This window comes from Spiroplasma endosymbiont of Apeira syringaria (assembly GCF_964020205.1).
Classification (GTDB): domain Bacteria; phylum Bacillota_I; class Bacilli_A; order Mycoplasmatales; family VBWQ01; genus Spiroplasma_E; species Spiroplasma_E ixodetis_A.
Genome location: NZ_OZ026543.1, coordinates 902,964 through 926,464, shown reverse-complemented (window position 1 = coordinate 926,464; position 23,501 = coordinate 902,964). Strand labels below are relative to the sequence as shown.

Annotated in this window: 27 protein-coding genes and 1 tRNA gene; 13 read left to right on the top strand and 15 right to left on the bottom strand. The window is 24.4% G+C overall.

Translation table 4 applies throughout. From position 1 onward, the window contains the following. Positions 1-130: 130 nt before the first annotated feature. From gpmI to AACL02_RS05665, 6 genes are all read right to left on the bottom strand, one after another. On the bottom strand, positions 131-1,666 hold the full coding sequence (gpmI, locus tag AACL02_RS05690; protein WP_339043335.1) for a 2,3-bisphosphoglycerate-independent phosphoglycerate mutase: 1,536 nt from the start codon (positions 1,664-1,666) through the stop codon (positions 131-133). Between the two features lie 17 nt (positions 1,667-1,683). After that, on the bottom strand, positions 1,684-3,060 hold the full coding sequence (locus AACL02_RS05685) for a hypothetical protein (protein WP_339043333.1): 1,377 nt from the start codon (positions 3,058-3,060) through the stop codon (positions 1,684-1,686). Positions 3,061-3,101: 41 nt separating this feature from the next. Then, complete coding sequence (tpiA, locus tag AACL02_RS05680) at positions 3,102-3,851, bottom strand: triose-phosphate isomerase (protein WP_339043331.1); 750 nt, start codon at positions 3,849-3,851, stop codon at positions 3,102-3,104. A gap of 11 nt (positions 3,852-3,862) precedes the next feature. Beyond that, positions 3,863-4,621 carry a glucosamine-6-phosphate deaminase gene (gene nagB / locus AACL02_RS05675; protein WP_339043329.1) on the bottom strand — a complete coding sequence of 253 codons (759 nt, stop codon included), beginning with the start codon at positions 4,619-4,621 and terminating at the stop codon, positions 3,863-3,865. A 27-nt stretch (positions 4,622-4,648) separates the two neighbouring features. Continuing rightward, positions 4,649-5,842 (bottom strand): N-acetylglucosamine-6-phosphate deacetylase, encoded by a 1,194-nt coding sequence (gene nagA / locus AACL02_RS05670; protein ID WP_339043328.1) that lies wholly within the window; start codon positions 5,840-5,842, stop codon positions 4,649-4,651. 132 nt (positions 5,843-5,974) lie between these two features. Further along, positions 5,975-6,050, bottom strand: a tRNA-Phe gene (locus tag AACL02_RS05665). A 177-nt stretch (positions 6,051-6,227) separates the two neighbouring features. Between AACL02_RS05665 and AACL02_RS05660 the strand changes: the two genes are divergently transcribed. Continuing rightward, positions 6,228-7,466, top strand: coding sequence for an IS256 family transposase (locus AACL02_RS05660; protein WP_339043622.1), 1,239 nt, complete (start codon positions 6,228-6,230; stop codon positions 7,464-7,466). Positions 7,467-7,790: 324 nt separating this feature from the next. Here AACL02_RS05660 and AACL02_RS05655 read toward each other — a convergent pair whose 3' ends face one another. From AACL02_RS05655 to AACL02_RS05640, 4 genes are all read right to left on the bottom strand, one after another. Further along, positions 7,791-8,450, bottom strand: a complete 660-nt coding sequence (locus AACL02_RS05655; RefSeq protein WP_339043326.1) for a hypothetical protein — start codon at positions 8,448-8,450, stop codon at positions 7,791-7,793. A gap of 14 nt (positions 8,451-8,464) precedes the next feature. Further along, on the bottom strand, positions 8,465-9,664 hold the full coding sequence (locus AACL02_RS05650; RefSeq protein ID WP_339043324.1) for a hypothetical protein: 1,200 nt from the start codon (positions 9,662-9,664) through the stop codon (positions 8,465-8,467). A 16-nt stretch (positions 9,665-9,680) separates the two neighbouring features. Beyond that, complete coding sequence (locus AACL02_RS05645) at positions 9,681-9,917, bottom strand: hypothetical protein (RefSeq protein ID WP_339042285.1); 237 nt, start codon at positions 9,915-9,917, stop codon at positions 9,681-9,683. Between the two features lie 158 nt (positions 9,918-10,075). Further along, positions 10,076-10,261: a hypothetical protein gene (locus AACL02_RS05640; protein WP_339042287.1), complete on the bottom strand. Its 186-nt coding sequence runs from the start codon at positions 10,259-10,261 to the stop codon at positions 10,076-10,078. 65 nt (positions 10,262-10,326) lie between these two features. Between AACL02_RS05640 and AACL02_RS05635 the strand changes: the two genes are divergently transcribed. Continuing rightward, positions 10,327-10,527, top strand: coding sequence for a hypothetical protein (locus AACL02_RS05635; RefSeq protein WP_339043321.1), 201 nt, complete (start codon positions 10,327-10,329; stop codon positions 10,525-10,527). Here AACL02_RS05635 and AACL02_RS05630 read toward each other — a convergent pair. The 4 genes from AACL02_RS05630 to AACL02_RS05615 all read right to left on the bottom strand — a co-directional run bounded on the left by AACL02_RS05630 (position 10,513) and on the right by AACL02_RS05615 (position 13,529). Beyond that, the gene (locus AACL02_RS05630; RefSeq protein ID WP_339043620.1) at positions 10,513-11,328 is read right to left on the bottom strand and encodes an IS1595 family transposase; all 816 of its coding nucleotides are present in this window, start codon (positions 11,326-11,328) and stop codon (positions 10,513-10,515) included. The genes AACL02_RS05635 and AACL02_RS05630 overlap by 15 nt on opposite strands. Before the next feature lie 333 nt (positions 11,329-11,661). After that, a complete protein-coding gene (locus tag AACL02_RS05625; protein ID WP_174480526.1) occupies positions 11,662-11,967 on the bottom strand; it encodes a hypothetical protein in 306 nt (101 codons plus the stop codon). Next, entirely contained in the window at positions 11,960-12,103 is a 144-nt protein-coding gene (locus AACL02_RS05620) for a hypothetical protein (RefSeq protein ID WP_339043319.1), read from the bottom strand. Before AACL02_RS05620 ends, AACL02_RS05625 begins: the two co-directional genes overlap by 8 nt. Before the next feature lie 305 nt (positions 12,104-12,408). Beyond that, positions 12,409-13,529 (bottom strand): IS3 family transposase gene (locus AACL02_RS05615; protein ID WP_339040217.1). Its coding sequence is split into 2 segments (ribosomal slippage): positions 12,409-13,286 and positions 13,286-13,529, totalling 1,122 coding nucleotides; the frame shifts between segments, so codons are not numbered across the junction. A 191-nt stretch (positions 13,530-13,720) separates the two neighbouring features. On the opposite strand from AACL02_RS05615, the gene AACL02_RS05610 reads away from it, so the two are divergent. From AACL02_RS05610 to AACL02_RS05570, 9 genes are all read left to right on the top strand, one after another. Then, the gene (locus AACL02_RS05610) at positions 13,721-14,494 is read left to right on the top strand and encodes a hypothetical protein (protein WP_339043317.1); all 774 of its coding nucleotides are present in this window, start codon (positions 13,721-13,723) and stop codon (positions 14,492-14,494) included. Positions 14,495-14,667: 173 nt separating this feature from the next. Beyond that, complete coding sequence (gene rpmG / locus AACL02_RS05605) at positions 14,668-14,817, top strand: 50S ribosomal protein L33 (RefSeq protein ID WP_339043315.1); 150 nt, start codon at positions 14,668-14,670, stop codon at positions 14,815-14,817. Positions 14,818-14,900: 83 nt separating this feature from the next. Then, positions 14,901-15,977 (top strand): aminopeptidase P family protein, encoded by a 1,077-nt coding sequence (locus AACL02_RS05600; RefSeq protein ID WP_339043313.1) that lies wholly within the window; start codon positions 14,901-14,903, stop codon positions 15,975-15,977. A gap of 2 nt (positions 15,978-15,979) precedes the next feature. Beyond that, positions 15,980-16,543, top strand: coding sequence for an elongation factor P (gene efp, locus AACL02_RS05595; RefSeq protein ID WP_338975581.1), 564 nt, complete (start codon positions 15,980-15,982; stop codon positions 16,541-16,543). A gap of 14 nt (positions 16,544-16,557) precedes the next feature. Further along, on the top strand, positions 16,558-16,926 hold the full coding sequence (locus AACL02_RS05590) for a hypothetical protein (RefSeq protein WP_339043309.1): 369 nt from the start codon (positions 16,558-16,560) through the stop codon (positions 16,924-16,926). Beyond that, complete coding sequence (nusB, locus tag AACL02_RS05585) at positions 16,892-17,296, top strand: transcription antitermination factor NusB (protein WP_339043307.1); 405 nt, start codon at positions 16,892-16,894, stop codon at positions 17,294-17,296. The genes AACL02_RS05590 and nusB overlap by 35 nt, the downstream gene beginning before the upstream one ends. Before the next feature lie 247 nt (positions 17,297-17,543). After that, a complete protein-coding gene (locus AACL02_RS05580) occupies positions 17,544-18,707 on the top strand; it encodes a hypothetical protein (RefSeq protein ID WP_339043305.1) in 1,164 nt (387 codons plus the stop codon). Between the two features lie 389 nt (positions 18,708-19,096). Continuing rightward, positions 19,097-20,214 (top strand): IS3 family transposase gene (locus tag AACL02_RS05575; RefSeq protein WP_422397807.1). Its coding sequence is split into 2 segments (ribosomal slippage): positions 19,097-19,367 and positions 19,367-20,214, totalling 1,119 coding nucleotides; the frame shifts between segments, so codons are not numbered across the junction. Between the two features lie 366 nt (positions 20,215-20,580). Beyond that, positions 20,581-21,819: an IS256 family transposase gene (locus AACL02_RS05570; protein WP_339043618.1), complete on the top strand. Its 1,239-nt coding sequence runs from the start codon at positions 20,581-20,583 to the stop codon at positions 21,817-21,819. Here AACL02_RS05570 and AACL02_RS05565 read toward each other — a convergent pair. Next, positions 21,816-22,622, bottom strand: a complete 807-nt coding sequence (locus AACL02_RS05565) for an IS1595 family transposase (RefSeq protein ID WP_339043303.1) — start codon at positions 22,620-22,622, stop codon at positions 21,816-21,818. The genes AACL02_RS05570 and AACL02_RS05565 overlap by 4 nt on opposite strands. Here AACL02_RS05565 and AACL02_RS05560 point away from each other — a divergent pair. Further along, positions 22,568-22,921 carry a hypothetical protein gene (locus AACL02_RS05560; protein ID WP_339043301.1) on the top strand — a complete coding sequence of 118 codons (354 nt, stop codon included), beginning with the start codon at positions 22,568-22,570 and terminating at the stop codon, positions 22,919-22,921. The genes AACL02_RS05565 and AACL02_RS05560 overlap by 55 nt on opposite strands. A gap of 158 nt (positions 22,922-23,079) precedes the next feature. Then, positions 23,080-23,454, top strand: a complete 375-nt coding sequence (locus tag AACL02_RS05555) for a hypothetical protein (protein WP_281748264.1) — start codon at positions 23,080-23,082, stop codon at positions 23,452-23,454. Positions 23,455-23,501 lie beyond the last annotated feature (47 nt).

The window sequence follows — 23,501 nt, the reverse complement described above, 5'->3', positions numbered from 1 at the left end:
ATAAACCCCTTATATTTATTTAAAAAAAATAAAAGGGGAAACACTATATTTAATTCATATGCCTATATTTTAATACTTTTATATTCTTAAAACAAGCACTTATCAATAAAAAGAAAAAATCAATATATTTTTATTTAATAATTAAAGACTCACTTGTCATAACAGTTGGTTTAACTAAACCCAAAAAGTCTAATAGCGTTGGAGCAATATTTGCTAAGCAACCACCTGATTTTAATTTTAATCCTGTTTTACAAATAATAAATGGTACTGGTTGCGATGTATGTTTTTTATTAGGATTACCCTCTTTATCAATCATGATTTCAGCATTACCATGATCAGCAGTAATCATTAAAATACCATTCACTTTTTTTATTGCTTGATACAATTTTCCAAGACATTCATCAATAACATCAATCGCATCAATGGCAGCATTTAAAACACCAGTATGACCAACCATATCTGGATTAGCAAAATTTAAAACCATAACATCATATATGTTTTTAGAAATTTCACTTTCTAAACGAGTAGTAATTTCGCGAGCACTCATTTCTGGTTTTAAGTCATAAGTTGCTACTTTTGGTGAAGGAATTAAAATTCTTGTTGATAGTGGATATTCAACATCAACACCACCATCAAAAAAATAAGTTACGTGTGCATATTTTTCAGTTTCAGCAATTCGTAATTGATGATATTGATTTTTACTTAATCATTCCCCTAAAGCATCAAGCATTGATATAGGTGGAAAAATAACACCTTGTGGTTTAACACTTTTAGCATATTCCATCATTGAAATAAAAAAAGTATTTTTTAATGTTGGTATTTTCATACTAATATTAAAATCATATTTATTATTTGTTAATGCTGATGCTAATTGAATTGCACGATCAGGACGAAAATTAGCAAAAATAATGCTATCGTTATTAGTAATATTGCCATTATTAATTTCAGAATTATAAGCAGGCATAATAAATTCATCATTACGACCAGCACTATATTCTGCATTAACATAAGCAATAGGATCAATAAATGAAGCGCCTTCATGATTAACTATTACATCATATGCTATTTTTAAACGATCTCAACGTTTATCGCGATCCATAGCATAATATCTTCCTGAAATAGTAGCAAGCATACCAACACCTAATTGTTTCATAGTTTTTAATAACTGTTCAATATAAATTTTAGAAATATCAGCTTTTGTATCACGACCATCTAAAATAGCATGAACATAAACATTCTTAAAATTTTGTTGTTTAGCAATTTCTAATAATGCCAAAATATGATTAATATGAGCATGTACTCCACCATCACTTAGTAAACCAATAATATGAACATTACTATTATTCTTTTTGGCATGATTAATTGCTGACAATATTGTTTCATTTTTAAAAAATGTTTTATCATTTATTGACTTATTAATTAATGTTAATGACTGATAAATTACTCTACCGGCACCAATTTGTAAATGTCCAACTTCAGAGTTGCCCATTTGTCCTTCTGGTAAACCAACTGCAAGGCCAGAAGCTGAAACTTCAGTATGCGGATAAGTTTTTAATAAATAATCCAAATTAGGTTTTGTTGCAGAACTAATGGGATTAGTTGCACTAGATTTTGCAATACCAAAACCATCTAAAATACATAGTAATATTGGTTGTTTTGTTTTCATAAATTTCACCTCATATTTTATTTAATAACTTGCAACTGATGTTTAAAATTATCAGATTTAAAAATAGTAATCATTTTAGTAATAAAATCAGTAATACATTGATAATGAACATTACTCAAAATAACAATATCTTTTTTAAAGACTATTTTAATAGATTGCTTTTTAGTAATTTTAGTAATTATTGTTTTTAAATCACAAATTGATTTTAAATCTTGACTTAATAAAATAACCATACTAGGATTATCACTAATATTATTAGAAAGAAATAAAATAGTATTACTACTATTAGCTAATAAATTGTGTCCTTTAATTTCCATTAAATTATAATCTAATAAATCATTATTAAAAGAATAATGAGTAATTTTCAAATTATCAATGACTTCTGAATAATAACCATAAGCAAAAGTCTGCGATAAATTTTCTAATATATCTTGAGATACTATCCGCCATTTTGAAAATGACTTCAATAGTTCTTTATGAATTTTTTGTAATTGTCATAAATCTTGATAATTAGTAATATTAGTTATCGGTGCTATTGGTTGAATATTTTCAGGCTGATTAATTGCTCTAATTTTTTTATTAATAGCATTAATAGCAATAATGATTGGTTTTTTAGCATTAATAAAAAAGTTTTCAATTCGTTGTTTATTACCTGCTATTAATGTTATTTTTCGCTGATCTTTATTAGTTTTAATAGCAACAACTGCTATTTTTTGCAAATTAATAATTTCTTGTAATTCAACTTCATTAAATTTTTTTAAATAACTATATTCTTTTTTATTTTGCAATAAAATTAACTGTTCTAATGATAATTTTTGTTCTAATAAAGAATTAATGATACATTCACTTTGCAATATTTGTTTTCTATTTATCTTTAAATTATTAAGAACAACAATAAAATTTTGTTCAGTAATAGAAATAGAACTAAAATTAGAAGTTTTATAATTTAATTGTTTCATCAAACTATTTGTAAATAATTTAGCACCAATTTTATTATTAACTAATGATTGATGATGACTTTCATTGATGGTTAAATATAATGGAATATCGTTAATAACGATTGGTCCACTATTAACTTTAACTAAATGAATATAAGTATTAGGAATAAGAGTATTATTAACATCAATTACTTCACCAGTAAAATATTCATTAGTAATAATACCTTTGTCACTAACAATACTATCACTACTAGAAGCAAAAATAGTTTTAGTACAAATAATAAAGCCAATTTGTTCTAATTGATTAGTGTCTTCACCATTTTTACTAAACAATGCTAAAATTTCTGACTTATTCCTAAAAGCATTGACAAAAGTGGTTGCCGGAAAGGCACGATGTTTAATTTTTTTTGTTAGTTTTGTTCACATACTTTTAATTTGTATCTTTGATAATTCCATGTTTAGTTAACTCCTTATTTTTATTAGTAATTTAAATAGAGTTAAATTAGTAAATCAAAAAAAGATTGTGGTACTAATGAAGCACCTCCAACTAATGCACCATCAATGTCAGGTTCAGAAAGTATTAATTTAATATTATCGGGTTTTACTGAACCACCATACTGAATACGTACTTGTTCTGCAACATTTTTATTATATAATTCACTAATAAATTCACGAATCATTTTACAAACCGTTTGAGCTTGTTGAGCTGTTGCTGTTTTACCAGTACCAATTGCTCATATTGGCTCATAGGCAATTACTAACTTAGCAATATTTTCTGCTTTAATATTTTTTAATGCTAACTTAATTTGATTTTTAATTACTTCATTAGTCTTTTTATTTTCATATTGGTTTAAAGTTTCACCACAACATAAAATTGGTATAATATTAGCATTAAATAGTGAATGTAATTTTTTATTTATTGTTTCATCTACTTCATTAAAATACATTCTGCGTTCAGAATGACCAATAATAACATGACTAACCATCATATCTTTTAGCATCTTAATTGAAATTTCACCAGTATATGCACCTTCGGTTTCATAATGACAATTTTGAGCTGCAATAATTAAAGCAGAATTTTTATTAATTTTTAATAAAGGTAAATTAGTAAAACTAGCTGCTATTCCATAATCATATTTAATAGTTTTAGTTTTTAATAATTTATTAAATTCATTTAAAAAAAATTGAGTTTCTTCTATATTTTTATACATTTTTCAATTTCCAATAATAATCTTTTTACGTTCCATTTGTTTCTCCTTTAAGTTATTTTTTTTTTTTTTGATATAGTTGGCTTTAATAATGTTGCTGCTTCTTCATCAATAATAATTGTAACATCATCATGATTTTGTAAAAAAGTACATGGATAATTTGGAGAAACTTTACCTTCAACTAACTCTCGAATAGCTTGTGCTTTATTAGTTCCTGTAGCAATTAAAACAATCAATTTAGCTTGTAAAATAGTATGAATACCCATCGTAACAGCTTTGGTTGGTACATCTTCAACTTTAGAAAAAAATCTTTTATTAGCTTCAATTGTTTCTTTAGTTAAATTAACAACATGTGTTTTACTACTTGCAAGAGTACCTGGTTCATTAAAAGCAATATGACCATTAGTACCTAAGCCCAATATTTGTAAATCAATTGGTCCTTTTTCTTTTAATAATTTTTCATACTCTTCCACATTTTGGTCTAAATCACCAATACCTTTAGGAACATACGTATTTTTTAAATTAAGACTTTTAATATGATTAAATAATTGATGATTCATAAAATAACGATAACTTTTTACATGATCTGGAGTTAAACCAACATATTCATCTAAATTAAATGTTACGACTTTTGATCAATCTCTTTTGTTATTTTTTGCATCTGCTATTAATAAATCATATGTTTCAATTGGACTACTTCCCGTTGCCAATCCTAAAATAGCATTTGGTTTAACTTTAATAATATCAATAATAATTTTACTTAATAATTGAGCAACCTCAGTTTTATCTTTTAAAATAATTAATTTCATAATTTAAAAACCCCTTACATTACTTACTTATTCTTGCTGATATGCAATTTTTCCTTCACATATTGTTAAAAAAATATCATTATTCTTAGTTAATACAATAATATCTGCTAATTTACCAATAACAATATCACCCGTTTTATTTGCAATTCCTAATTGTTTAGCACTATTATAAGAAGCCATTTTGATGCAATCTTGTCAATTATTATTAGTAATTTTTAATAAATTTTTAAAACTAGCAATCATTGTTGCAATGCTGCCTGCTAATTTTCCGGTTGCTTCAACAGTAACCTTATTATTACTTTTAATGACAGGTAATGGTCCCAATAAATACTTACCATCAGGCTGTCCTTTCGCACTCATGGCATCAGTAATCATACAAATTCCATCGGCACCTTTAATTTTATATGTTATTGCTAAAATATCAATATCAACATGAATTCCATCACAAATTAACTCAGTAACTAATTGATCATAATATAATGATGCCGGAACAACACCAGGATCACGATGATTATAGGGGCTCATTGCATTATAAAGATGGGTAATATGCGTTAAACCATATTCAACAGTTTTAGTTATTTCTTTAAAAGTAGCATTACTATGACCAACACTAGGAATAATGTTATTTTTAATTAATGAAGAAATAAAATTTGAATTTTTATTATTTAAATTAGGATCTATCTCAGGAGCATAAACAATAAATTTTAAATTTTTGTTACTAATTATATTTCAAGATTTTACTAAATTAAGATCAGGAACATGAAGTAATGACGGAGTATGTGCTCCTTTTTGTAATTCTGAGATAAAAGGTCCTTCTAAATATGCACCAATAATTCGTGCCTTTTTACCTTTATTTTCTGTTTTCATATACTTAGCAAATACTGAAAGAACATTATCAATTTCTTTTTTGCTGGCAGTAACTGTTGCATAACAAAACTTTGTTACTCCCTCTTTTGGAACTAATTTTGCAAAATTATTAATTGATTCAATGGTACCATCCATTAAACTATAGCCATAACCTCCATGTACATGTAAATCAATAAAACCAGGTATTATTGTTTGATTATGACAATCAATAACCTGAGCATCTTGAAATTCATAATTATACTTTCCTTCATTAACTTGGAAAATTAAATTATCTTTAATTACTAAAAAACCATTATTTATTATTTTCTTAATGCTAATTATTTTCGCATTATTTAAAACTAAAATTTTAGACACTAATACCCTTCTTTCTAGAATTATTAATTGTTTAAAATTGCTAATGACACTATTATACCTAAAATTTTAACTTAAACCTAAATCTAAGAAAAATAATTAAAAAAAAGGCTTAATTGCCTATATTTTAAATAATGGTGGCTCGAAGCGGATTCGAACCACTGACACTTCGCTCTTCAGGCGAATGCTCTACCAACTGAGCTACCGAGCCGTTACCTATACAATAATAGCATATAAAAGTAAAAAATAACAAGGGGTTAAAACTTATTTTTTAATTTATTTAAATATATATTTGGAAATGTTTAGTAATCTGTGTAACTTACAAAAATAACTATGTTTAATTAATTCTAGTAAATATAATTAAATGACTAGAAAGAGTGAGTTACAGATGGCTAAAAAAGATAACTTTAATAATAATCATCCAATATCAAAAGCAGTAGATTTATTACTAGAAAATACTGAAGATTTAACAACATTTTTTAAACCTGGCGGTTTATATAAAGAATTAACAAAAAGATTAGTTGAAAAAATGTTGAATTCTGAAATGCAAAATTATTTAGGATATGAAAAAAATCAACATACTAATACTGAAAATGCTCGTAATGGTACAAGTTCAAAAAAATTAATAACTCAACAAGGTAAAATTGAAATTGATGTACCAAGAGATCGCAATAGTAATTTTACTCCTGTAATAGTTCCTAAAAGGCAAAGAAGATTTGATGGTTTTGATCAACAAGTTCTTTCCTTGTATGCAAAAGGAATGACATTATCTGACATTAGAATGCAGTTGCAAGAGTTATATCATGGTGCTGATATTAGTGAAAGTGTTATTAGTCAAATTACTGATGATGTTATTGATGATGTTAAAGCATGACAAAATCGACCATTAGAAAGTATTTATCCTATTGTTTATTTTGATTGTATAGTAGTTAAAGTACGACAAGATAAACGGATTATTAACAAATCAGTTTATATAGCATTAGGAGTTGATTTAGAAGGCAAAAAAGATGTTTTAGGATTATGAATTAGTGAAAATGAAGGTTCTAAGTTTTGATTATCTAATTTCACAGAAATGAAAAATCGTGGCTTAAATGATATTCTTATTGCTTGTAGTGATAATTTAACAGGCATGTCAGAAGCAATACAATCAGTTTATCCTAAAACAGAACATCAATTATGCATTGTTCATCAAATTAGAAATAGTTTAAAATATGTTTCATACAAACATCGAAAAGGTCTAGTTGCAGATTTAAAACCAATTTATAGTGCATGTAGTGAAGAACAAGCAATGCAAGCTTTAGAATCGTTTGAAAGTAAATGAAATAAACAATATCCTCAAATTACTAAATCTTTATATAAAAATTGAGATAATTTAATGGTTTTTATTAGTTATCCAGTAGAAATCAAAAGAGTGATTTATACTGCAAATGCTATTGAATCTGTTAATAGTCAATTACGAAAAATCATCAGAAATAAAAAAGTTTTTCCTAATGATATGGCAGTTTTCAAAATATTTTACTTGGCAATTGAAAATATAACAAAAAAATGAACATTGCCTATTCAAAATTGAAATACAGCAATTGCTCATTTTATGATAAAATTTGAAGATAGAATTAATCTAAACTAGTACTTTATAAAACAAAGATACACAGATTATTAAAAAGCCTCTGCCTATTCAAAATTGAAATACAGCAATTGCTCATTTTATGATAAAATTTGAAGACAGAATTAATCTAAATTAGTAACTTTGTAAAACAAAGATACACAGATTATTAAAAAGCCTCTTTAAAACACATATCAAAGTTGCAAAACATCATGTTCATTTATATGCTAAAGAAGCTGCATATAAATTCAACAAGATACCTAGTTTTGAAACTGTAATTCTATGTTTGATTTAAAAATGTGGGGAGAAGTCCGTAGATAGGCTTTTCTCAGCATTTATGTGATAAAATTAAAATAGTACATAAAGGGAGAAAAGCCATAATAAATAATCTTTTAACTCTTGTGCTTCTAATTTTTGAAAATTGTTCTTATATTCTCTTTCAGCAACATATCCTAAATTTTGTATTATTGTTTCACGATTGGGAGCAAAACTATAATTCATTAAATAACGTTTATTACCAATAATTTTATCTGTTAAAATTTCTTTTCCACTTACTTGACTAATAATTTCTTGTAATTTTTTTGCTTCTTTAATACCAACTTGTTCTAATGTTTTAGTTTTTTGTGCTAACTTAATAAATTTAGTTGTACGATAACCACGACTAATTTTATTAAGTCCAGCAAATGCTGGTAATATATTAAAAAAAGTATTTAATGGTGTTACATTTCCTTTTAAATAATCATAAACTTGATTAATAGTAAAATCAGTTAAAAACTCTATACGAACAGCACTAATACTAGCAACTAAATCACTTGCACCTAATCCAAGGGCTACACTTTCACTTAATCCACCAGTAAAAGGAGCAAGTGCTACTGCTATAACTTCTCCACCAATCATTTCTAAAATTTCTCATCAAAAACTTTTATTTTCTTGTTGGTTAATTATTATAGTATGTTTTGGTTTATTTATGTTTAAAAGTATTGCTGTACTAGTTGTACCGATTGGCATGATATTAATTTTCTTTATTTAAGAGTTATTTTAATCAGATTTGTTGTTCCTTTATAATTTAAGTCATTAACATTAGCAGTAATAGTTATGTATAAGTCACCTGCTTTTTGTTTTTGATTACTTACATTAGTTTTTCCTTGTGCATCACTAAAATATTTAATATTTGGATTTGTTAAATTAGGATTTAATGATTTAAGTTCATTAGTACTTTTTATTTGTGTATTTAATTCACTATTATTGTTATTAACATTTGCAGTAATATCAGTTGTTAAACTTGTAATTTTAGTTTTTAAATCAGTTTTATCAGTATTAATAATTCCACATGCCATTCAACGTGATGTTGTTTCATTATTAGAAATATAAGGTATTGCTTGACCTGTAACTTCTCCACAAACTAAATACATTCTTCCAACTTTACCATCTGCCACTTCTTGAACATAAATAATTGTATCTTGCAACATATATCTTTTCATTGCTCTTGGCGTTGCTAAAACAAATGACATAATTTCATCATCATTTTTATCATTTTTAAAAGTCATATAGTCATCCATTACAATTTGACATAATACACCTTTAATATATAAATCATTACCATTTAATCTTAATTGTTGTGCAATTTCATTATCAGTAATTAAACCTTTATTATCTGCCAAGTAAACTATACTATCATAAAGAGCATTAGTAATAAAGAATCTACAATTTGCAATATTTCTATATTGAAATAATGTATTTCATGCCCCCAACATTGCTTCTACATATTTAATTGCTTGTGATTTTGGTTCTGTTGATTTTTCAATCATAAATTTAATTGCATATTTTGCAATTACATTAGTATTGTTATTAGCTAAATAATCTGCTAAATCATTAGCAACTTCATATTGCATACTTTGTAATAAATTTTGTCCATTTTCTGCTAATAAATCTTTTGCTGCAATTGTTTCGCCAGCAACAGCTTCTTCTGTAATTTCTTTAATAATTTTATCTGTATCAGCATATCCGAAATCTATTCTTTTACTCTTATCATTTCATTGAAGAACTTTAACTTTTGGGTCTTTTGGTTTTTTAACTATAAATTCAATTCTTGTTGAATTAACCATTTCGATAGGAAAAAAACTTGCCCATGGACTATTTGATTGTTTAAAAAATTCTATAAATTCTGGTGCTTCTACTAATTTTTCGGTATTATCTAAATTTTGTTTGAATGGTACTGCCATTTTTTATTTTCCTTCCTTATAATTTATTTTTATTTTTATAATCCAATAAAGCATTTTTTATTGAATTTGGTTGATTTGTTATTATTGTTTGTGGTTTGCCACCTGTATTAATTGTTTCTTTAAATACTGGTTGTTCTTTAATCATTTTTTTAATAGTTTCTTCAATTTTTGAATTTTCTAAATTATTAGTTTTAAATTTTAAATAATCATAAAATTCAGTTTTAACTTGATATTTTTTAAATATATTAATCATTTCTTTTTCTTTAATTTCTTGATTAAGTTTATTTAACTTATTTTCTGCTTCATTAACTTTATTTTCTATTTATTGTGAAGAAGCATTATTTTCAGTTAAAAGTTCAGTTGTTTGTTGAACATTATTTTCATTTTCTAACATTTAATATTCTCCTAATCTTATCCCAATAATCAATCTTTAACTAATTGTGGCATTTCACTTATTAATTTTTTATAATCATTAACTGCATTTTCTAATGTATCAATATCAGAAAATTTAAAACAATTATCAATATGTAAATCAAAATATCTATCAATACTAATATCTTGTTTTCTATATTTTTCATTAAATTCAATTTTTGTCATATTATTTTTCTCCTTTATTAATCTTTTCATTTAATTTTGCTAATTTTTTTTGATGTTTTATAATTTTGTTATTTGCTCTAACATGTTTTGGAGTTGTAATAAATTTTTTTAATAAAACAATAATTTCTCTGCAAATTAATGTTCCAACACTTGTTCCAATAATTATTAAGGCTTTTCTCCCTTTATGTACTATTTTAATTTTATCACATAAATGCTGAGAAAAGCCTATCTACGGACTTCTCCCCACATTTTTAAATCAAACATAGAATTACAGTTTCAAAACTAGGTATCTTGTTGAATTTATATGCAGCTTCTTTAGCATATAAATGAACATGATGTTTTGCAACTTTGATATGTGTTTTAAATGTTATTCTTATATGTTTTCAAACTGATTCAATTTGGTTGGTATTTACACCAATTTTTGAAACATAGCCATCTTGATGGTTAACTGTTTCATGCTTAGTGAAAACTGATTTAAAATCGCAATATCCTTTTCAAGAATAAGTATATACAAGACATTTTGAAGAAATGTGGTTTTTTGCAAACTGCAAAAGATTTTTACTCTTTGCGTTTTTCAATACTTTCACAATTAAATTATTGGTTGTTTTTTGATAAATGCCAACAATCAAGGTTTTATTCACCAAGGATCTTCCTTGTTTTTTAAAACCCATATGTGAAAGATACATTTCATCAATTTGCACTGTACCTTCAACAATAAATTGAGGTTTTTGTTTTGCAATACGTGTTCTGATTTTATGAGTCATTCTTCAAGCAGTTTTCAAAGTCACTCCCAATTCTTTTGCAATATCTGTTGATGGAATTCCATGTTTGGTGTTTATTCATCTAAAGATAAGATAAAACCAAGATGTTAAAGATGTTTGTGACCTTGAAAATATGGTGCCTGTGAGAATGCTAAATGTTTGATTACATTTTAAACATCTCATTCTTTTTAAATCAGAAGTATTCAAATTAAAATTAAAACACCTAATACATTTGTTTTCTTTCAAATTTGCTATATATGCAAGACATTGCTGTTCAGTTTGAAAAGCATTGTTGAATTCATTCAGTTTCATTATTCCCTCCACAAGTACATGTGGGGAGAAGTCCGTTAATTTAATTAAAGTATAATTTGATTGATTTTCTATATTTGGCATTTTATTCTCCTTTAATTTTCTAATTTTTTAATTGTTACTTTAATTCAACCTTGATAAACATCATTATCACCAACTATTAATGCAACATTACTTTCTGGGTCCGAAACAATTATGTGTTTGGATTTAACATTTGGATATTGTCTTAAAATAATTGCTCTAATATCATTACTTGTATGAATTGCTTTGGAAATGGTGATAATATTTCAATTTCATCTTTATTTTCAAACAAAGTAGGTAATATTATCATTAGTCAAATTCTCCATTTTCAATTCTTTCTTTTAAAGAAAAGACATACTCTGTATAAGTTCTATGTGGATTTTTATCATTTATAATTTCATCGATATCTAAAATTAATTTTTCTTTATATTCATTAATATATTTTTGGGCAATTTTTCTTCTTATATTTTCAACTTTTATCATATGTTTATCACAAAAATATCTTACTTGAACATTATCTTTATCTAATTTTGTTGGTAAATTATTACAATTTGTTATATGTTTACCAAGTTCATTAACTTCACTAAAACAACATGGTATATTTTCTTTATTCATTATCAATGTCTCCTAAATTTCTTCAACTTCTTCTATTTCATTTATTAACTGATTCTAATCAACAACTATTACAGTTATTGGATAAAAAGTTTTCTTTTACTTTATTGCACATAGAACATTTATCTTCATATTTCATATTATTTCTCCTTATTTTCAATTTGATTAGCAATTTCACTTAATATTTTTAATACTTTATATTCATTTTTTAATTCTTTACTAATAAATATTAAAAATATTATTAGTGTTATGCTTGTTATTAATATTGGTACTATTAATAAAATTTTTCATAATATCATTTTTTACTCTTTTCATTTTTTAAATCATTTAACATTTATTGAACAAAATGCACGATTTTTAGGAATATTTAAAGTATTAAAGATTTGACCAGTTACTATAATTTCATCGTTTTTGTTTAATATGGAATGGCAACCTTTTTTAGGACTATTTTTTGGTAGACATTTGTTTTTGATAATTAACTGGAGTTAAGTAGTTTAAAGTGCTGTGAATTCTTATGTTGTTATATCAATTGATGTAATCAAATAATTCTAATTTTAATTGGATTAATGATGTAAAATTTTTATCATTAATAAATTCGGTTTTGAAAGTTTTAAAGGTTGCTTCAGCAACAGCGTTATCATAAGGACAACCTTTTTTGCTTAAAGAGCGATTAATATTGAATGCTAGTAAAAGTTTATCAATAATTTTATTATTAAATTCATTACCGCGATCACTATGAAATATTTGAATATCTTTTAAACAGCGATTTGAGTGCATAAATGCTTGATATACTAATGATGCATCTTTTTTAGTACCTACACTATGTCCAATTATTTCGCGGTTAAATAGGTCAATTAATAAACAAATATAGTTTCACTTACCATTTACTTGAACATAAGTTAAATCACTAACAATAACTTCATTTTTAACTCTATTATTAAAGTTTCTATCAACAAGATTGTTTATTGGACTATCGTTAACTTTGTTATTATGATTTTTGTATGATAATTTAGTGTATTTTGATATTAAATTATGTTTATTCATAATTTCTTTAATTTTTCGTCTTGATAAATAAATTTCTTGGTTTTCTAGAATGACTTTTAATCTTCTAGTACCATAAACTTCTTTATTTTCTTTAAAAGCACTAATAACAGCTTCATCATAAATATTATTTTTGATTTTATTTTCTTTTTTCTTTAAATTAAAATAATATGTTGATTTAGAGATTTTTAAAAAATGACACATTGTGCGAATTTTATATTTAACTTTATTTTTGACAATAATTTCTATTTTCTGCCTATTATTAGTGCTGCTTGCTTTAAAATATCATTTTCCATTCTTAATTGTTTTAATTCTTTTCTTAATTTAATTAATTCATTTTCTTCAACAGAACGATTATCTTTAGTTTTAAAACTACCTGAATTAGTAAATTGCTTAATTCAATTGTAAGTAGCTGCTCTTGTAACATTATATTCTTTAGCAAGGCAAGATACTGATTTGCCACTTTGATATAAAGCTACTATTTGTTTTTTAAATTCATCGGTATATGAGTTAATATTGGCCATAATTATAGTTCCTTTCTTTGTTCACTTGTCTACGTAATTAGTGTCCAATAAAGTGTAACCCATCCACAAATGTCTACCAAAAAATAGTCCTAAAAAGGGTTGCCATTCCAAGTAATACAAAATTTTTAATTGAAACAAAAATTTTAAATCACACTATACTTACTCTTGGAGAAATAAAAGATCAAAAATTAATGCCATTAAAATTTGTTTCTTTATTTCATACAATAAAAGAAATTAACTATATTCGTGATGATGAAGTTATTATTAAGTCAGATAATGGAGACTATAGTCTTTTAGTAAGTAATTCCGATTTTACTATTAATAAATTATCGTGAACAGCAAAATATTTTTTTAAAACTAATAGAGAAGTTTGAGTAATTAAAGATGATAATAATCAAGTATTAATTTATGATTATGTAAGTAATACATATTCTGAATTAGATCTTTATGGAATTGATATTATTAGATTAAATAGTAAAACATATATTTTAAAAGAAGATAGTAAAAATATTCAAATTATTGATTCATCAGGTCAAGTTATTAAAGGAAAATATAATTTTGAAATTTCTGATGATTATGATTTATTGAATATTAATAGTCAATTATTACTTTTATTTGATCGACAACAAAAAATGACAGTTAGAATAATTGAGAGAAATCTTAATTCTGAAAATGAATTAGTTGTATTAAAAACAATAAATTTAACTAATGAAATAAGTGAAATAAAATTATTAAATAATCAAGAAAATAAGGGTAAATCTTCAACTAATTTTTTCGTTAAAAAATTAAATAATCCAAATTATGTTCTTAATATTGATGCAAATATAAACAAAATTGAGAATTTAGAAGTTAATACTAAAAGTATTCCTGATGGAATGAATGGCGAAATTAATAGATATAATAAAACAGTTAGTATTTTTACACAGTATAAAACTGATGACTTATATTGATATCAAGTATTTTAAATAATATTATTTAAATAATTACCTAGTTACTGATATTTTGTATTTTTAATATTAGTAACATTTTTTCATATAAGGAAGTTTAAAAATAATTCCTTTATTTAATTGAACTAACTATTTAATTATGCAATAATATTGTATTGTATATAACTCAATTATTATTAAGGAGGCGCACAATGCGTGATGGATTAACTTTAAGATGTGAAGTTTGCAAAGAAGAAAATTATATTGCTGATCGTAATAAAAAAACTAACCCTGAAAAATTAGAAACAAAAAAACATTGTTCTCGTTGTAATCAACATACACTACATAAAGAAAAGAAATAAGTTTTACTTATTTCTTTTCTTTAATTTGCAGTACAATATACTTAGTTATTAATTAATGATTTATTAAAAGGATTGAATTTAAAATGAAAAATTTAAATAAAAAAGAAATTATTGAAACAATATTAACCAAAAATAAAATAGATGCTATGTTATTTTACTCTCCCGAAAATCGCTTTTGATATAGTGATTTTATTTCAACGTTAGGTTATTTATTGATTAGCAAAAATGATGCAAATTTATTATTAGATGGAAGATATATTACTGAGGGAAAAGAAAATGCCAAAAATGTTAAATGCATTCAATTTAGTAATATTTTTTCTTCGTTGAAAGATTTATTAAAATCACAAAAAATTAAAAAAATTGGTTTTGAAGCAGAATATATTACTATTGCTCAATTAGAAAGTTGAAAGCAAGAAATTAAAGATATTGAATTTGTTCCAATTTATGTTAGTTCATTAAGAATGATTAAAGATGAAATCGAAATTGCACGAATTGCAAAAGCTTGTGCTATTTGTGATTTGGCTTTTAATGAAGTTTTAAGCTTTATCCGACCTGGTGTTAGTGAAAAAGATGTTGAAGATATAATATTACGTTCATTTGTTAAAAATGGTGCAACAAAAGCATCATTTGATACTATTGTTGCTTCTGGAGAAAGAGGAGCAATGCCTCATGGTAAAGCTAGTAATAAAAAAATTGGCAATAATGAGTTAATTACTTGTGACTTTGGTTGTGTATATGAAGGTTTTTGTTCAGATATGACTAGAACTTTTGCGATTGGTAAAGTTAATCCAAAATTAATTGAAATTCATGAAATAGTTAAATCAGCACAAATGGCAGGAATTAAGGCTGTAAAACCAGGTATAGATATTGGTGAAATTGATAAGATTTGTAGAGAATATATTAAAGAAAAGGGTTATGAACAATATTTTACTCATGGTACTGGTCATGGACTTGGTATTGAAATTCATGAATCGCCTTGAGTTATTAAAAATGAATCTACTATTTTAGTTCCGGGAATGGTTATTACTGTTGAACCAGGTATTTATATTCCTAATTTAGGTGTTGTTAGAATTGAAGATGATATTTTAGTTACCAAAGATGGTTATCAAATTTTAACAAAATCATCTCGTGAAATTGACATTTGAAAGGAGAAAAAATAAAAATGATTAACGTTAATGATTTTAAACCAGGAATTACTTTTTTACATAATAAAACTGATATTTTAATAGTTATTGAATCAGCACATTCTAAAAGTGGACGTGGACAAGCGCATGTGAAGGTAAAAGCAAAAAATTTAAGGACACAAGCTATTATTAGTATTACTTTTACCGGTGGTGATACAGTTTATCCAGCTATTATTGATAAACGACCAGCAATTTATAGTTATGATGATGGTATGTATTCAGTTTTTATGGATAATGAAGATTATAATGAAATTAGGATTGATCAATCACGCTTATCATGAGAAAAAAAATTTTTAGTTCCTGGTAATGAAGTATCATTAAGGGTTTATAAAAATTTAGAAATATTAGGTATTGATTTACCTCCTTCGGTAGTATTAGCGGTTGTTGATGCTCCACCAGGAGTCAAGGGAAATAGTGTTTCTAATACGACAAAAACAGCTATTTTAGAAAATGGTTTACAATTACAAGTACCAATGTTTATTAATAATGGTGATAAAATTGTAGTAAGTACAGATGAAGGGAAATACAAAACTCGCGCTTAAGAAAGGTGAATATTATGGAAATACTTATTGAAGAAAGTAAAGTTGGAACATTAAAATTATCTTCGTTAGTTATTAAAAAATTTATTTATATGTTATTAATTAATGATAACTATCAATTAATATTAGAAGATGTTGAAGTTCTAATGTTAGAAACAAATGATATTACTGCTATTAATAATAATATTGTTGTGCGAATAAAATTAATTGTTAATCCAAATGAAGATTTAGTAAATTTAAAAAATAAAATTAATAATTTAATTTTAAGACGTACTGAATCAGCTTTAAATTTATTTTTATTAAATATTCATATAATATTTATTGCTAAAACTAAGGAAGTAGAAATCAACAATGCAAGAACAAAAGAAGATAACCCAGCATCATAAAAGAATTGGCATGATGGAAGTATTATATCAATATTTCCTTGAAGGCCAATCACAACAAGCATTTAAACAATTTCTTTTTGAAAAAGAAGGTAAGAGTTTAATTACTGAACAATGTGAGATATTAAATAAAATAATTGATTATGAATATGATTTAATAGATTTAATTAATAAAAATTTAAAACAAGGATGAGATTTTGAAAATTTAAAACCAATTGAACAAGCAATTTTAATTTTAGCAGTGTATGAAATTGTCCATACTAAAACAGATAAAAAAATTATTATTAATGAAGCTATTATTATAACTAAAGCTTATTGTCCAAATGATGCTTATAAATACATTAATGGTGTTTTAGATAAAATAAATAAGTAATTATAACTAGTATATGATTGAATTTAGTTAATAACTATATTTCTAATATAAATATATTATCTTATTTTAAAGATATTTTTTATGTTATAATGTAATATTTTTGTTCAATGTAACTATTTTTTAAAAATTAATAGTTAAAAAATAAAAAAATAAAGTATAATATATTTTAATAAACTTAATATAAGTTTTTACCCATTGTTTTTTTAAAGCAAATGGGTTCTTTTGTTTTTAAAAAGGAGAAGTATATATGCCATTAACTAAAGAAGAATCTTTTTTACTATTAGATAAAGAAATTAATAAATTATATGAAAAAATATCTTATATTGATAAAAAAAATACAGAATTAAAATTAAATATTTCATTAATCGAAGAGGAGGAATTTTTTACATTAGATGAAGAAATCAATGAATTAACTGGACAAATATTTGATGAAGAAGATAAAAATATAAAATTAATAGGAGAAATTAAAGTATTAGAAAAAAATATTAAAGTTCTAGAAAAACAAAAAAACCAAAAAAATTGAAAACTAACTTTTTTAAATGTATTTACTTTTGGTATTTTTAAATATTATAAAAACAAAAATATTGATAAGCAAATTAAAGAAATAAAAATTAAGAGAGAATGTTTGAAACAAACGATAAATAATAATAAAAATATTATTAAATTGTTAAAAATTCAAAAATTAAAAATTATTAAAAAAACTAATATTTTTTTAAAAAACTTATTTTTTGTTAACAATCGATTAATTAAAATTAATAAAGAATTTTTTCAACAGTTAGATAATTTAAAAAATCAAATAGCAAAAATAGTAGATCCTATTAATAATGATTCTTCATTAGAACAAAATTCTTCTGGATATAATAGTGATGATGATAGTCATATTGAAGTACTTTCTGAATCTGAGAAAAAAGATGATATTTTAAAAATATCTTTAAATAAAAAAAGTATCTTTAGTGAAGAAATAGAAGTAGATGTTACTGTTAATAAATTAAATTTTAATGATGATGATAGTGATATTGAAGTACTTTCTGAATCCGAGCAAGAAGATGATATATTTTTAAGTAAAGATAGTGGTTTTAATGAAGATGATGATAGTGATATTGAAGTACTTTCTGAGTTAGAACAAGAAAATGATAATGTAAAAATATATTCAAAGTCAAGCACTATCAATTTTGAAAGACAATTATCAGATATACCAGAAGAAGAAATTACAATAACATCTTCAAGTAAGGATAGTAGTTTTAATGAAGATGATGACGGCAGTGATATTGAAGTACTTTCTAAATCAGTGGAAGAAGAAGATGCTAAAATATTTGGAAATTGTTGTTTTAGTCAAAATTTAATAAACAATTTCGCGAAAAGTTTTTCTACAGTACCTCCTATTTTACAAAAAAGTATTTTAACTAGTTAAAATACTTTTTTTAAAACATATTAGTGAAAAAAATAAAAATAATAATTAAAAATAAAAAAGTAAGTATAATTTAATTTATAAACTAAATATATAAACTAAATATAGTTTTTAACCTATTGCTTTATTTATAAGTAAATGGGTTTTTTTAATTTTTAAAGGAGAAAAAAATGTTAATCGAAAAAATTAATATATTAAAAAAAGCAAAAGAAGAATTGGATAAAGAAATATTTTTTATTGAGAAAAAAAGTGAAGAAATAGTTGAGCAAATTGAATCTTTAGAAAATAAAATTAAACGTTTAAAAAAATTAAAAAAATTAAAAAAATGGATGGGTTACACTTTATTGGACACTAATTACATAGACAAGTGAACAAAGAAAGGAACTATAATTATGGCCAATATTAACTCATATACCGATGAATTTAAAAAACAAATAGTAGCTTTATATCAAAGTGGCAAATCAGTATCTTGCCTTGTTAAAGAATATAATGTTACAAGAGCAGCTACTTACAATTGAATTAAGCAATTTACTAATTCAGGTAGTTTTAAAACTAAAGATAATCGTTCTGTTGAAGAAAATGAATTAATTAAATTAAGAAAAGAATTAAAACAATTAAGAATGGAAAATGATATTTTAAAGCAAGCAGCACTAATAATAGGCAGAAAGTAGAGATTATTGCAAATAATAAATCTAAATATAAAATTCGCACAATGTGTCATTTTTTAAAACTCTCTAAATCAACATATTATTTTAATTTAAAGAAAAAAAATAAAATTCAAAATAATATTTATGAACAAGCTGTTATTAGTGCTTTTAAAAAAAATAAAGAAGTTTATGGTACTAGAAGATTAAAAGTCATTCTAGAAAACCAAGAAATTTATTTATCAAGACGAAAAATTAAAGAAATTATGAATAAACATAATTTAATATCAAAATACACTAAATTATCATTCAAAAATTATCATAATAAAGTCAATGATAGTCAAATAACCAATCTTGTTAATAGAAACTTTAATAATAGAGTTAAAAATGAAGTTATTGTTAGTGATTTAACTTATGTTCAAGTAAATGGTAAGTGAAACTATATTTGTTTATTAATTGACCTATTTAACCGCGAAATAATTGGACATAGTGTAGGTACTAAAAAAGATGCATCATTAGTATATCAAGCATTTATGCACTCAAATCGCTGTTTAAAAGATATTCAAATATTTCATAGTGATCGCGGTAATGAATTTAATAATAAAATTATTGATAAACTTTTACTAGCATTCAATATTAATCGCTCTTTAAGCAAAAAAGGTTGTCCTTATGATAACGCTGTTGCTGAAGCAACCTTTAAAACTTTCAAAACCGAATTTATTAATGATAAAAATTTTACATCATTAATCCAATTAAAATTCGAATTATTTGATTACATCAATTGATATAACAACATAAGAATTCACGGCACTTTAAACTACTTAACTCCAGTTAATTATCAAAAACAAATGTCTACCAAAAAATAGTCCTAAAAAGGGTTGCCATTCCACAAATTAAAAAAACAGAATTAAATATAAAAACTTTAATAGAAGAAATTGATGAAAATGAAAAAAATGCACAACCATTTAAAAATTCAAAATTAAATATGGCTTTTCTCCCTTTATGTACTATTTTAATTTTATCACATAAATGCTGAGAAAATCCTATCTACGGACTTCTCCCCACATTTTTAAATCAAACATAGAATTACAGTTTCAAAACTAGGTATCTTGTTGAATTTATATGCAGCTTCTTTAGCGGAAATGTTTAGTAATCTGTGTAACTTACAAAAATAACTATGTTTAATTAATTCTAGTAAATATAATTAAATGACTAGAAAGAGTGAGTTACAGATGGCTAAAAAAGATAACTTTAATAATAATGATCCAATATCAAAAGCAGTATATTTATTACTAGAAAATACTGAAGATTTAACAACAGTTTTTAAACCTGGCGGTTTATATAAAGAATTAACAAAAAGATTAGTTGAAAAAATGTTGAATTCTGAAATGCAAAATTATTTAGGATATGAAAAAAATCAACATAGTACTACTGAAAATGCTCGTAATGGTACAAGTTCAAAAAAATTAATAACTCAACAAGGTAAAATTGAAATTGATGTACCAAGAGATCGCAATAGTAATTTTACTCCTGTAATAGTTCCTAAAAGGCAAAGAAGATTTGATGGTTTTGATCAACAAGTTCTTTCCTTGTATGCAAAAGGAATGACATTATCTGACATTAGAATGCAGTTGCAAGAGTTATATCATGGTGCTGATATTAGTGAAAGTGTTATTAGTCAAATTACTGATGATGTTATTGATGATGTTAAAGCATGACAAAATCGACCATTAGAAAGTATTTATCCTATTGTTTATTTTGATTGTATAGTAGTTAAAGTACGACAAGATAAACGGATTATTAACAAATCAGTTTATATAGCATTAGGAGTTGATTTAGAAGGCAAAAAAGATGTTTTAGGATTATGAATTAGTGAAAATGAAGGTTCTAAGTTTTGATTATCTAATTTCACAGAAATGAAAAATAGTGGCTTAAATGATATTCTTATTGCTTGTAGTGATAATTTAACAGGCATGTCAGAAGCAATACAATCAGTTTATCCTAAAACAGAACATCAATTATGCATTGTTCATCAAATTAGAAATAGTTTAAAATATGTTTCATACAAACATCGAAAAGGTCTAGTTGCAGATTTAAAACCAATTTATAGTGCATGTAGTGAAGAACAAGCAATGCAAGCTTTAGAATCGTTTGAAAGTAAATGAAATAAACAATATCCTCAAATTACTAAATATTGATATAAAAATTGAGATAATTTAATGGTTTTTATTAGTTATCCAGTAGAAATCAAAAGAGTGATTTATACTACAAATGCTATTGAATCTGTTAATAGTCAATTACGAAAAATCATCAGAAATAAAAAAGTTTTTCCTAATGATATGGCAGTTTTCAAAATATTTTACTTGGCAATTGAAAATATAACAAAAAAATGAACATTGCCTATTCAAAATTGAAATACAGCAATTGCTCATTTTATGATAAAATTTGAAGATAGAATTAATCTAAATTAGTAACTTTGTAAAACAAAGATACACAGATTATTAAAAAGCCTCTCTTTAGCATATAAATGAACATGATGTTTTGCAACTTTGATATGTGTTTTAAATGTTCTTCTTATATGTTTTCAAACTGATTCAATTTGGTTGGTATTTACACCAATTTTTGAAACATAGCCATCTTGATGGTTAACTGTTTCATGCTTAGTGAAAACTGATTTAAAATCGCAATATCCTTTTCAAGAATCAGTATATACAAGACATTTTGAAGAAATGTGGTTTTTTGCAAACTGCAAAAAATTTTTACTCTTTGCGTTTTTCAATACTTTCACAATTAAATTATTGGTTGTTTTTTGATAAATGCCAACAATCAAGGTTTTATTCACCAAGGATCTTCCTTGTTTTTTAAAACCCATATGTGAAAGATACATTTCATCAATTTGCACTGTACCTTCAACAATAAATTGAGGTTTTTGTTTTGCAATACGTGTTCTGATTTTATGAGTCATTCTTCAAGCAGTTTTCAAAGTCACTCCCAATTCTTTTGCAATATCTGTTGATGGAATTCCATGTTTGGTGTTTATTCATCTAAAGATAAGATAAAACCAAGATGTTAAAGATGTTTGTGACCTTGAAAATATGGTGCCTGTGAGAATGCTAAATGTTTGATTACATTTTAAACATCTCATTCTTTTTAAATCAGAAGTATTCAAATTAAAATTAAAACACCTAATACATTTGTTTTCTTTCAAATTTGCTATATATGCAAGACATTGCTGTTCAGTTTGAAAAGCATTTTTGAATTCATTCAGTTTCATTATTCCCTCCACAAGTACATGTGGGGAGAAGTCCGTTAAATATTTTAAAAGAAATTATTGATTTACAAGGTCAGTTATATGAAAATAAAGTTAATAGATATAAAGAAATATTTGAACAATTAGATTTTATTTTAAAAAATAAAAACTTTGAAGAATTAGAAAATTCTATATATCCATCTAAGAAAAATCCTTTTGAAGAAGATGGTGATACAGAATTATTTGATAGTATTAGTTTCTCAGCAATTCAAATTAAGGATTTAGAACAAAAAATATTTGATTTTGAAGAAAAAAATAAATAAATATTAGATAAAATTGATTTACTTGAACGTGATATTCAAGATTTAAGATAAAAAAAGCAGAAAAAAATTGACAAATAACTTTTGTAAATACTATTAGTTTTGGTATTTTTAAATATGTTAGAAACAAAAAAGTTAATAAAGAAATTAAAGAAATAAAATTGAAAACAAGAAATTTAAGAGAAGAAATAAATGAAAATGAAAAAAATATTAAACCACTTAAAGTTTTAAAATTAAATATTTTTGAAAATATTATTAATTTACAAGTCAGTTTGATTAATAAAATTACAAATGAAAAAAATGAAGAAATTTTTGATAAATTAAATTTAATTTCAGAAAATGAAATATCAAAGCAATTTGATGAAAAGAATCCTTTTTCTAGTAAAAAAGAATTAATTTCAAGAGTTAATAGTCAATATAGTGATCTTGGTTTTGAAACAGATATTGAAAAAAATCAATCTTGTTTTAGTTTGCCAAATGAAGATAAAGCAGAAGAAAAATTAAGTTCTTCTTTGAGATTAATAAATTCTTTATAAGAAAAAAAGATTTTAGTTAAGAATGGATTTAAAAAGTTATTATTTAA